Here is a 13,284-nt window from a genome sequence, read left to right as displayed (position 1 = left end):
TACCCAGTTGGTGTACTGCGGCCGGCCGTCCAGGGTGGCCGAGATCTTCAACTTGAACACTTGGGCCGCCATCGGGCCTTGCTGGTAGACGAAGTAGAACGTCACGCCGTTGTACCGGTTCAGCATGTCGGCGAACACGATGTTGGCGCGCTGGCCGGCCAGGGTGGCCTGCAGCGAGTCGAGGCCGCCGGGCAGCGCGCCGACCACCGACTCGTCGGGGGAGAACATCAGCACGCCCCAGTTGGTCCCCGCCCCCGGCCAGTTGGCGTGGCTGGCCCCGAGCAGCCCGGGCCTGACGGTGTCCATCAGCGTCCGGACGGCGTCCAGCAGGGTCGTGGTGGGGCGCGGCCCGCCGTCGGCCGGAGCAGGCCCGGTGAACAGCGCCAACTCGTCGACGCCCGAGTGGCCCAGTGTCCGGTCACCGGTGCGGGTCAGGTAGGGCGGCAGGGTCAGCGCGCTGAACGGGTTGACGTTCGGGTCCAGGGTGATCCCGAAGTCGGCGGCGATCTGCGCGCGGCGCCGCGGGTCGAGCACGGCACCGCGCTGCGCCAGGTCCACGTGCCGGTCGGCGAGCGTGTGCGCCCAGGTCTGGATCCGGTGCTGGACCAGGTACACGCCGAGGTCGGGCACACCGGCGACGGTGCGGCCGCCCAGCTCGCCACGCCACCGGCCGAGCAGCCCGGCCACGGTGTTGCCGCTGAGCACCAGTTCACCGCGGGACCACCGGCCCATCGCGTCGAGCAGTTGCGAATCGCTGATCGGCAGCCTTCCGGCCGCGTACTGCGCCAGGGCCTCCGCCTCCGGCAGCAGGAACAGCATCGTACGGCGCCGCAGGTCGGCTCCGGGTGGCACGCTGACCCGGCTGACGACGAACCCGACCTGCTTGTGGATGCCGGCGCGGACATTGATGTCGTATTCCGCCTCGAAGGCGTACCCCCGTCCGAAGGCCAGCTTGAGCATCTCCAGGCCGCCGACGCGCTTGGTCTCCGCCGTCTCGCTCTCGCTCACCCGCACGCCCGCCGACTCGCCGTAGCTGACGTTCAGCGGACCGAACTTGCGGCCGAGGCCGACGTTGGGCAGGTTCAACGCCTTTGCGAACGACCGGCTGGCGGCGTTGCCGGCCTCGGCCAGGTACAGCTCGATCAGGCCGGTGACGTACTGGTCCGGGGTGGCGCCGACGAACCGCGCCCCCCGGATGCGGGGCACGTTGATCGAGATCGCGGCGCTGGTGTTCGCCACGAAACCGGGCTCGACCAGGGTGGTGGTGCCGTAATGGCCGCCCAGGATCTCCTTGAAGTTTGCCTCGACGGCGATCTGGTTGGACATGACGTCCACCGGCCCGGCCATCGGTCGGCCGGCCCGGGTCAGGTCTGGCGGCAACTGGTCCCGCACCGCGGCGCGCAGCCCGTGCGTGTCGAGGAAGTAGACGACGCCCTGGTTGAGCACCGACGGTTCGGTGTCGACGGAGGCCACCTCGCTGAAGGTGGCCGGCTCGGAGTTGAAGCGCAGCAGCGCGGCGCGCACGGTGGCGCGGACCGACTCGGGCGAGGTGATCGGGGCGTCCCGGTCGCTGATACTGACCGTCCAGACGAAGTCGTACGGGAAGTTGAACAACATCACCCGGCCGCCGTACTCCTTCAACTCCGGGCGGTTGATGATGCGGGTCAACCGCTCGGCGGCGCCGACGTTGCGGCTCCACGACGCGCCGATGAGTCCGACGGACTGAAGCCACTCGACGCTCGGCGGCATCGCGGCCCCCAGCCCGAACTCCGCCGACCAGCCCTGGTTGCCGCTCGCGCCCTGGCCGGCGATGCCGAGCGCCATGGCGAGGGTGACCACGCTCAACTCGTCGCTGAGCCGGTCGAAGTGCACCGAGTTGCCGTCCGGGGTGACGTCCGCAGTGATCCGGGAGATGGCGTGGATGGTCACCTCGGCGGTACGCATCACCCCGTTGCGCCAACTGTGCAGGGTGAAGGTCATCCCCGCTGCCGGCTCCGGGGCCGGCTCGCCCTCCGGGACAGCCGCCGGGGCCGGCTCGCCCTCCTGGGCATCGGGGACAGCAGAGACGCCGTCCTGGCTGAGCGAGTTGAAGTGCGACTCCAGACCGTCGCTGCTCACCATCTTGTTGAACAGGTCCAGATTGTCGATCGCGGCGTCGGTGTCGCGGTGGACGACCTCGTCATAGGCGTCACGCGCCCCCTCGATCACCCTGCCCAGCAGCGGCTGCTCCTCGGTGGGCGTACCCGGATCCGGGGTCGCCGGTCGGCTCTGCTCCGCATGCGCCCACGGCCGGTCCCCGTCCACGGGAAGGAACCCCTCGTCGGCCAGCACCTGCATGAGACCGGCCCGGATCTGCTCTACCGCCGGCTTGTCGACCTGCGGCAGGGACTGGCCCAGGCTGCCATGCCCCTCCAGAATGTGCCGTGGCACCAGGTTGCCGCCGGTGTCCTCCGGATGCGCGCCGACGTTGCGCAGCCGCTGCCGCCACTGGTCGTGCGGCACCCTCTGCGGCCGCCCGCCCGTGGCGGGGTCCGAGGTCGGGATACCATCCGCCAGCCCGGGGATGGGATCGGGGGCGAAGGCGCCCGCGTCGACGCTGAACCCGTGGTCGAAGGCGTCCGGCTCGGACATCCGGATCACCGCCGACCCGTCCACCGCGGGCGTCGGCCGAGGCCAGTCCCGTGGCCGGCGCGAGGTGGCCACCTCGGCGGTCCATTCGAACCGAACCTCACGACCGACCGTGTAGCCGGTGTACCGCTCGACCTCCACGTTCAGCGACGCCCGCGTGACGCCACCACTGTCGTTGCTGGTCCAGCTCATCCCGGCGCGAGCGGAGATACCGAGCTTGGCCTTCTCCTTGTACACCTGCGGATCGTTCCAGCGCTTGGCCAACGGCAGATCGGCCGCGCCACCCACGGACAGCCCACTGGACTGCTGGACGGTGACTTCGCCGCCCTGCCCCACGATCCCGGTACGTACCTTCTCGATGTGGGCCTTGTCGCTGGCCTCGCCCACCGGCTCGCCGGCCTCGCCCACCGGCGTGGAGTCACCCTCGCCGACGCCCACCTGCACGGAGTCGCCGACCCGGCGGCCGTACACCCGGATGCTGGCGGCCGCGAACCCGCGGTCGTGCACCGTGAACAAGAAGCCCCGGGTCGGCGCGCCGGCATCACCGTCCACCGCCGGCGTACGCCAGTTGTTCACCGCCTCGTCGAGGTGGACTTCCAGGTTCCACAGCTTGCGCTGCAGCTCATTGCGCATCGGACTTTCGATGGACATGTCGAAGCCGTCGGCACGCAGCTGGGCGATGATGTGGTCGTACAGCTCGTTCAGGCCGGTGATGTTGCTGGCGGAGAAGAGTTCCGGCAACCGGGTCAGGTTGTCCCGCATGTCGTTTGGCAGGTCGGCGACCACCTGCTCGCCAGCGGTCTTCAGCAGGTGGTTGGGGATCGCCACCACCAGCGGGGCGGCCTCCTGCCCGTCCGGCGGCTCCGGCACGTCCACCGCCTGGAACGACTGCTCGTCGCCGCGCGTCTCGATCGACCACCCCGGCTCGTCGTACGAGTAGAACGTCGAATCCGCGCGGGTGTCCAGCACCCGGCCCTTCTCGGCGTCGATCAGGTAGGAGGTTTTCTGGTCGACCTTGTTGAGGGTGGCGTTGAAGCGGGGTCCCCAGTGGGTCATCGGGCCGAGCGGCACGTCGGCGTTGAAGTCGCCGCGCAGCCGCACCGCCCGGGTCGTGGTGCCGTCCGCCTGGCTGTGCGCACCGGTCTGGAAAACACCCTGGGTGAACTGGTTGGCGTGGAAACCGTCGTCGTTGACGCTCGTCCGGCCCTCGGTGTCATCCGGCGACGGCCCGGGCGTCTCGGGGTCGAACGAGCCGGCCGGGTTCGGGACGAGCCGCGGGCCGTCCGGTCGCAGGCGGGCGAGCACCTCCATGCCACCCAACGTGAACAGGTACCCGTCCGGGGCGACCAACTGCCGGTAGTTGTTGAGCAGCCGCTCGTGCAGCAGTTCCCATTCGTTGTCCCGCACCGTGACGCCCCGCCGGGCCGCGTCGGCGCGCAACGCCTGCTCGATGCGGTCCAGGTCCGGCAACCCCGCCTTGGGATCACCCAGTGCGAGCGCCCGCCGGTCCGGGGTGGCCGGCGGCGCCCACGCCTGCCCACCCGACCCGTCGGCGTCGGGTGCGGCCGGACCGGCGCTGGCCGCATTGCCGAAGACCCGGACATGCCGGTCGGCCTCGGGAACACCGGACAGCAGCCGGGTGGCCGCACCGGCCACCTCGCGCGGGATGGGACCGCCCCGGGACTGGATCACCACGGCCACCCCGGTCGCGGGGGCCGCCAGGGTGTCGGGGGACAGCGTGTCCGGGCTGGTGCCGTGCTGAGCGAACAGGACGACCCCCCTGTGCTCCCGGACCGTCCAGCCGCGGTGCACCTGGTACCCGCCGGTGGCAGACCGGCTCAGGCCCAGCGGCCCGGGCCGCTGGGGCGGCGGCGGGTGCAGCGGCACCCGCCAGGCGTGCGCGGCGGCCGGGAAGGTCTCCTGCCCCCGGGCGTCGATCGGGATCAGCTCGTCGAAACCGGCCGGCTGCCGGCCCACCACGGAGACCGGCAACACCAGCTCCAGCAGCCCCCCGAACCGCTGCCGCAACAGGTCCGCCACCTCGGCAGCGGCGGCACCGGGTGGCGTGCCCGGGGCACCGGCGGGCGCAGTGCCGGCGGGTGACGTGGCCGGGGCCGCCACGAAGACCTGGAGCGGGCCGGCGCCCGAGGGGAGTCCCTGGCGTACGGCCTCCACGACGGCGACCGGGTCGCTGACCGACTCGTCCAGCAGCAGCCGGGGCCGGTCCGGGGTGTCCAGGTCGGACCAGTGCAGTGTCGTGGCGCCGGCCGGCGGCCGCGGACCGGTGTGGGCGACCACCCCACCCGGGACGTGGCTCAGCTGGACCCCGGTGGGCAGGCCGGACACCTCGGACGGGACGAGGGTACGCCGGTCCAGCCCCATCCCCGAGGTGATGAGGTGCGCCGGTGCCGTAGCCGGCATACCCCCGAAGATCCGGCCCACCCGGTGGCGTACCCCGTCGGGCAGCGGGGTCGCCCGCCAGCCCAGGAACACCACCGGCTCGGCCAGCCAGCCGCCGGTGTCCGGCAGCAACCGCCGCGCCCCGTCCAGTTCGGTCGCCGGCCCGATCCACAGGTGGCTGCCGCCGTCCCAGACCACCCAACCGTCGCCGAGCCCGTACACGCCGGGTGACTGCTCGGGCAGCCCGTACGGGGCGGGCCGGGGCGGTGCACCGGCGATCCCGGGCAGGAACAGGTACCGCTCGGGCCGCCCACTGAAGAACGTCACCTCGCCGTTGGCGTCCAACGGGACGATCTGCGGGCTGGGCGCCGGCCGGTCCCGCAGCGCCGACCGGGGTACCGACAGCATGGCCGAGGACTGCTGCGGCCCCAGCGCCTGCGCGGTGATCTCCAGCGCCCGGGCCAGGCTGACCGGCTGGTCCTGCGGCCAGTGCAGGACGGCCATGGTGGCGTCCTGCGCCTGCAACCCGGTCAGCGCGGCACCGAGGCTGGCCGGGTCGAGCACCGAGGAGTGCAGCAGGATGGCCGGGCCGGGGCCGGTCGGGGCCAACACCCGCGAGCTGATCGGGCCGGACGTGCTGCCCCCGTCGTGCAGCAGGGTGCCGCCCACCGCACGCTGGAGCCGCAGGTTGTCCGGCAGCCCCTTAGCCATGGCGACCAGTGGCGCGTCCGCGGGCGCAACGGCCGTCTGGACGACCTGCTGCTGGCTGCCGGCCGGGTCGGACCATTCCATTGCCGCTGGCTGGCCGGGTAGGGGATCGGGAGCTGGGTGCGGGGGTTCGGGGTGTGGTGCGGGTGGGAGAGCTGGTCGTGGTGTCAGGGTGGGGGCGGCGTACGGGACGGCGGTGTCGAGGATCTCGCGTAGTTTCCGGGGGGTGAACCCGGTGTCATGTGGGTGGTCGTCGGCGGTGTCGGTGGAATTCTTGAGCAGGGCGTTGGGTGTGTGGGCGTGTCGGATGCCAAGGAAGTGTTCGAGTTCGTGTCCGTACCTGTCGGGGGGGAGGTCCGTGAGCCAGTGGAACTGATGGATCCGGCCCCCGCCGCTGCCGGCATGGACGTTGTGGGTGTCCCGTAGGTCGCTGCCGTGGCGGCTGAGTCGGACCTCCGTGGTGGCCGTCGGGTCGAACTCGACCCCAACGACGAGCCGCGCCCCGACCTCGGGCAACACGTGCGCGTGGTCGTTGGTCTGGTCCACCCACTGCTGGACCGCTTGGAGGGTGTGCTGGATGGAGTCCGGGTCCAGATCCGGGTCGGGTTTCAGCCGGATGCGGAACACCGCGGTCCAGGTGTGTTCCGAGCGGTGTAGGTGGTAGTCGACGAAGGTCCGTTCACCGGCGGGTTCGGTCAGGGTCTCCGTCACCTCGACCCGGTAGGGGCGTCCCTCGCCCGGTGTCGGGACGAACCGCAGCGCACCGCCGTTGGTCCAGGTGAACCGGTCGGAGAACACCGGCGTCATCTCGTCCGGTCGGGGCAGGTCCACCGCGCTGCGGTATGACACCCGCCAACCGCCGTCCACCCACTCGATGGTGGGCTCCCCCGCCACCCACACCGCCGTTGAGGACGAGATATCCCCGGCACCACCCGAGAACGAAGGGCCTCCGGCAGGCTCCCACACGAACGCCGCCGGCCCCCCAGGCAGCGACCCACCCCCGATACGCGGACGTTTCCCGGCCGGCTCAGCCGACTCGGCTTGCTGTTTGCGCTTGGCGAGCATGCCCTTCCGCTTGGTGAACTGTTGTCTGAGCTCAGCGAAATTCTCGTCTTTCACGCCCGTGTTGATGAGCCGGTAGGCGTTTCCGGATCCGTCGGCCAACGGTGCCCCGACCACGGCGAAAACACCTGTGACGACATCCGATCCGACCAGCATCCGCCGCCGTCCTACCCGCAGGGTGATCGCCGTGCCCCGGGAGAGATTCACCTCCTTGCCATCTAACGTCTTGGTCGGGCCGCCGATCTTAAAAGATAGGGGTCTGGGCAATTTTTGTTCCGCCCCCATTGTGTCATCGATAGATAGTCCGTCGGCAAGTGCCCACCGATCTCCTGATTCCCACAGCGCCTTTTTGCGCTGCCACTCGATGTCGTCCCGGGTGGGGGCGAGATTGACCAGTTCCAGGTACAGGGCCCGTCCGATGACGTTCTTCTCGGCCGGTACTTCCACGACCACGGTGGGTCGACCGTTCACGGCATACCCGAGTCGGAGACGAACCTCCTTCATGTCCCCGGGGAAGGCAAACGAACTTCCGTCGACCACCTTGACGCGTGGGACATAGGCGCGGGTTCTGCCTTCTGAGTCGGCCATGCCGAAATAGGTGGCCAATACCCCATTGCTGCGCACTGACGACGTGATGTGGTAAAAGTCGGTCCAGTTCCATCGGTTGTCGAATTCCCACACCTGGCCGCCTGCCTTGTTCTTCAGTTCGGCCAGTTCGTCGTCGGTGAACCCGCGGTCGATCTTTCGATAGATGCGTATTTCGGTCCCGTCGGTCGCGGTGTACCGGATTTCGGCAATACCGACGCCTCCCCCGTCGACCTTCCCGAAGTCGATAGGGACCACATCGCCCGGGATGGCCACTCGGCCGATACGACCGAGATATCTAAGCTTGCCGCCCAGCATGATGCGCAACTCCGAGTGCCGCCCGTTGGGGGTGACGGGGACGCCGATGGTGAATGGGTCTTCGAGGTTCCATCGATTTTGGTCTTCCCAGCCGCTGTCTTGCTCAAGGCTGTTGCGGTATCGGGCGTGTTCTGCGAGTTCGTGGGACTGGTTGCTGGGGGAGGCGGGGTGTTGACGGATGAGCGCGAGGTTGCGGTGGAACGTGTCTCGCAGGATAGGCCAGTGAATGTTGGCGGGATTCTGTTCCGCCGTGTCGATTTCCGCTCGCAGCAGACCGAGCGCCTCGTCAAACGCGGCAGCCCGTTGGCGCTGCCCGTCGGGGGTCACCGGTGGCCGCGGGAAGCCCGCGTCGATGCCTGCCTCGTGTTGTGGGCCACGAGGTGTGACGACGATGTAGGTGCCGTTCCACCAGACGACTGGTTGCGGGCTGGCACCGGCACCAGACGGCGGGCCGATGAGGTACGAGTCACCGAACGGGTGATGGATCCGCATCGGCTGGTCCAGCGCCCAGGCCATGACATGGGGAACCAGATGCGCGACGTCGTAATCCCCGGATTTGACGCTTCTGATCTTGCCGATCCACTGCTGGTGCAGGGCCTGTCGTCGCTGCGGGGACACGTTCTCCGGATACGGGAGAAACTCGGTGAACCTCGACGATGCACCCCGGTCGAGGTCGCTGGCCAGTTGGCTGGTCACCCACGCGCGCAGTCCAGTCAAGGTGACGGTGACGTCCAACTCCGCCAACCGCTCCCGGTAGGTGTTCAACACCGACTCGTAGAAGGCGTTGTGCAGCGAGCGGGACCGCGGAAGATCGATGTCGAACACCTCGCGCGCCCACTGGCCAAACGCCTCCTCGTCACGGGCTCCAGCGGCCTTCAACTGTTCGAACGCCGCTTTCACGCTCCCCCACCAGGCCGTTGCGACACCGCCGGACCCACCGGCCACCATCGCCCCGCTCGGCCCCGGTTCCGCCCCGCCCACCCCTGACAGCCCTGACAGCCATCGGTCGTCGAGTTCCCCTTCCGCCTTGTTCTTCAGTTCGGCCTTGTTCTTCAGTTCAGCCAGCTCGTCGTCGGTGAACCCGCGGTCGATCTTTCGGTAGATGCGTATTTCGGTCCCGTCGGTCGCGGTGTACGGGATTTCGGCAATACCGACGCCTCCCCCGTCGACCTTCCCGAAGTCGATAGGGACCACATCGCCCGGGATGGCCACTCGGCCGATACGACCGAGTGATCTAAGCTTGCCGCCCAGCATGATGCGCAACTCCGAGTGCCGCCCGGTGGGGGTGACGGTGACGCCGATGGTGAATGGGTCTTCGACGTGCCATCGGTTCTGGTCTTCCCAGCCGCTGTCTTGCTTAAGGCTGTTGAGGTATCGGGCGTGTTCTGCGAGTTCGTGGGCCTGGTTCCTGGGTGACGTGGGGTGTTGACGGATGACCGCGAGGTTCCGGTGGAACGTGTCTCGCAGGATAGGCCAGTGAATGTTGGCGGGATTCTGTTCCGCCGTGTCGATTTCCGCTCGCAGCAGACCGAGCGCCTCGTCAAACGCGGCAGCCCGTTGGCGCTGCCCGTCGGGGGTCACCGGTGGCCGCGGGAAGCCCGCGTCGATGCCTGCCTCGTGTTGTGGGCCACGAGGTGTGACGACGATGTAGGTGCCGTTCCACCAGACGACTGGTTGCGGGCTGGCACCGGCACCAGACGGCGGGCCGATGAGGTACGAGTCACCGAACGGGTGATGGATCCGCATCGGCTGGTCCAGCGCCCAGGCCATGACATGGGGAACCAGATGCGCGACGTCGTAATCCCCGGATTTGACGCTTCTGATCTTGCCGATCCACTGCTGGTGCAGGGCCTGTCGTCGCTGCGGGGACACGTTCTCCGGATACGGGAGAAACTCGGTGAACCTCGACGATGCACCCCGGTCGAGGTCGCTGGCCAGTTGGCTGGTCACCCACGCGCGCAGTCCAGTCAAGGTGACGGTGACGTCCAACTCCGCCAACCGCTCCCGGTAGGTGTTCAACACCGACTCGTAGAAGGCGTTGTGCAGCGAGCGGGACCGCGGAAGATCGATGTCGAACACCTCGCGCGCCCACTGGCCAAACGCCTCCTCGTCACGGATTCCAACGGCCGACAACTGTTCGGACGCCGCTGTCCCTGTCACCCACCAGGCCGGCGCGACACCACCGGACCCACCAGCCATCATCGCCCCGCTCGGATGTGGAGACTCGACCGGTTCGGTGCCCTCCGGCGGCGCCCACCCCACGCCAGGCGTTGGTGTCGACAGATCCATCCCTTCCAGATCGTCTTGCATCCATGGATACGGAAATGCCGGGTCAAGAAAGTCAAGAAATGCCGGGTCAAGATAAGACGGGTCGTCATCTTCCGCTGGACCGGACGGTAGTCCGGTGCCCGAGGCGGAGCCGGCCGGGTCGGCGGAGGTGGTGCCTGTCTGCATCGCCTGGGACGGACCGTGCGGCGTGCCGGTTGACGAGAGCATGGCCGCGGTCGCGTCGGTGCCGGTCGCGGCGATCGGCCGCAGGTGGCCGGCGGTGTGGCCGGGCAGCAGATCAGCGACGGCGGCGGGCCGCCCAGCCCCGTCGAACGCCGCCACCCGGGTGTCCGACACGAACAGGTGCCGCAGCCACGGATCACTGATCGGATCGTTCGGCTCGGGTCGGTCAAAGGCACCGTGCACCAGAGTGTCCAGCACCTTGACCACCGGCGGCCCGGAGACCCGCGGCTGGCTGTAGAGGGCGAACACGTGCTGCGATTCGTTCGGCGGCGCGGCCCGCACCACGACCATCGACCCCGGCACCGCCCTCAACGCAGCCAGCACGTCCGCCGGTGCGACCCCATCCGGGTGGGCGACACGCTCCGGTACCGCGTCGAGAATCTCCAACATCTGCGGCCAGCCCACACTGGGCGCGAATCGGCCGTCCGGTCCGACGATCCGGTCGTCGAACGCCGCCCTGTTGCCCAACCGCCCGTACACCGCGGTGAACGCATCGAGAGTGCGCGGCACGCACAACAACGGGTCGTAGCCGCCCCCGCGGCGCACCTGCGCCTGGGCCACCCAGCTGGCGACCTGCTCCCCGAACCCGGTCCTCGCAACGGCCGGCCCAGTTGTCGCGACGGCTGGCTCGCCGAGCTTGCCAGGGTCGCCACTGATCGGTTCGTCCAGCGACGACACGTCACTGATCGAATCCGTGTCCCTGAAGCCGAAGTCGGGGCTGAATATTCCATCGCTTGAGATGGATATGCTGCTGACCGACGCCGTATCACTGGTGCGGCTGTCGTCACTGATCGACATGCCACCGGCGCCGGAGCCAGCGCCACCCGGCACCGTACCGCGGGCGCCAGCCGCATCCGGCGTGCCGGGCGTCGCGCTGCCGCCGGCCGGGGCGAGCGCCATGTGGTATCCGTCCACCCACTCCCGTTGGAACGAGGTGGCCAGCGCCTCATAGCCGGCCGGATCGACACCGTACCGGTGGGCCAGCGCGTCGAACTGGGCTTCCGCCAGGCCGGCCGCCGCCGCGGTGTGCTGCTCGAACGTCACCGGTACGGTCGGCGCGCCGGTGCGCCCACTCCCGCCACTGTTCATAGTGGACGAGTTGGCGCCCGGTCCGGTGATGCCGGGGGTGGCCGCGGCCGAGAAGCGGGCGGGCAGGTCGGTGGCCGCCTGCCGGACCACGTTCGCCACGGCGCTGACCTGAGCGGCGCCGGGGCTGGCCGCCGTGGCGGGCAGTGCGGTGGGTAGCACGGCGGGTAGCACGGTGGTACCGAGGATCGCGTCGACGCCCCGGTCCACCTGGATCCGCACCTCGCGCTCGACCGCCGCGCGCGCGGCGGCGGACGGTACCGCCGCCGCGGCGGTCCCCGGCGCGCCGGGGCTCCCCAGCGTGCCGACGGCCGTCGGTGCACCAGTGGCGAGGTACTGGTCGATGTGGTATCGGGCGGCCAGTTGCGCGGCCGAGCGCAACGCCTGCCGGTCGAACTCGACCGGAAGTGCGGCAATGACCTGCTCCGGCCGCAGAGCGGCCGCGATCTGCTCTGGGGTGGCGCCCGACCGCGCCAGCGACTCGGTCATCCGGGCCACCGCCTGGTCCCGGACACCGACCAGGTACTGCTCGGTGAGCGCGGTGCTGGGCAGGCCGACCTCGGACAGGAAGGTGGTGACGGCCGGGTCGCCCCGCCGGACGTCGACCCACCCGGCGAAGATGCGCTCGACCGGCACGGGGAGCGTGACCAGGCTCTGCCGCGCCTGCACCACCCCGGCCAGCAGCCCGCCGTAGCGGTCCACGAGATCCCGCTGGAACCGTTGCCACTGCTCGGTCAGCGCGCCGGTGGCCGCGACCCAGTCCGGCACCGGCACAAGCGGTACCGACAACGACGGCACCGACCACGACGGCACGGACAGGGCCGGCACCGACAACGACGGCGTGGGCAGCGCCGGGCCGTCCGGCCCGGGCACCGCGACCGTGGGCGGCGGGACCTGCGTGCCGGTGCTCCCGATCGCCGGATCAGGCCGGTACGTCGTGGAGGTGTCCGGGTCGACCGGTGTCGACTCCGGATCCACCACCGGCACTACCGGCGTTCCGGTCGCTGAGAAGTCGGTGCCACCGGGCAGCCGCAGCCGGGGCAGGGTCGGCGTGAACCCGAGACGGAGGGCACCGCGGCGCCCACCGAGCCCGGCCCCGGTGGCGGCCACGCCGGTACCCCCCGCCAGCGCCCCGGAGATGGCGTCCGCCCCGGTATTGCCGGTGTCGTACGCCTGATCGACGATGTAGCTGGCGCCGATGCCGCCGGCCACCTCCATCACGATTTCCGTTGCGGGCCGCATCACCGCGCCGGCCAGCAGGTCACGCGTGGATTCCTTGACGCCGATCTTGCCGAGGCCGGCGCTGAAGCCGCCGCTGGCCCGGCCCAGCGCCGGCCCGGCCGCCGTGGTGACAGCCGCCACCGCCAGCCCGTACAGCGCCTGCTTGCCGACCACGCCCCAGTTGATCCCGGACTGGAGGCCGTCGGCCATCAGGGAGATCTGGGCCAGCAGCGAGGAGCCCGGCATGAACAGCATCTGGATCGCCGTGCTGCGCGCCGCCGCCTTGACGATCGAGGAACGCAGAACCGTCTGGATGATGGTCCGTGTGGTGGCGACGCGCCGCGCCGCGTCCACGGGGGCGAAGAACGCCTCTGCGGCGGCGATGGCCAGCTCGACCATCATGAAGATGAACATGATGAACGCCTGGCGCTTGAGGTACTCCATCTCGACGTGGTAGCCGCGCATCGCCTTGGCCACCGCGCTCTGCAGGGCTGCCTCCTGAGCCAGCAACTTCACGAACGGAGCCGTCTGGGCCACGAACCGGGCCACGACCTCACCGTCCACCGAATTACTGACCGCCTTGATCGTCTGGACCAGCTCCGGCGCCAGCACATTACGCACCCGGTCGGCCAGCATGTCCAGCATGTTCGCGTCGTGCACCAACAGCGGCAGATTCGCCCGCGGCAGCCGCATGGCGGTAAACGCCTCCACGGCCTCCATCCCGCTCTCGCTGATCTGAAGGCTCGGAATGGCGGTGACAGCCAT

The 13,284-nt window shown here is 69.8% G+C and carries 1 protein-coding gene (cut by a window edge); it reads right to left on the bottom strand.

Going from position 1 to position 13,284, the window contains the following annotated elements; translation table 11 throughout:
• A protein-coding gene (locus ABZ807_RS21155) for a toxin glutamine deamidase domain-containing protein (protein ID WP_357160455.1) crosses the window boundary here: on the bottom strand, positions 1-13,284 show its start. Its footprint begins 16,857 nt before the window's first position; only the first 13,284 of its 30,141 coding nucleotides appear in the window; it begins with the start codon at positions 13,282-13,284; the stop codon falls past the left edge of the window.

This window comes from Micromonospora sp. NPDC047548 (assembly GCF_040642975.1).
Lineage (GTDB): Bacteria > Actinomycetota > Actinomycetes > Mycobacteriales > Micromonosporaceae > Micromonospora.
This window is presented reverse-complemented; position numbering and strand designations above follow the sequence as displayed.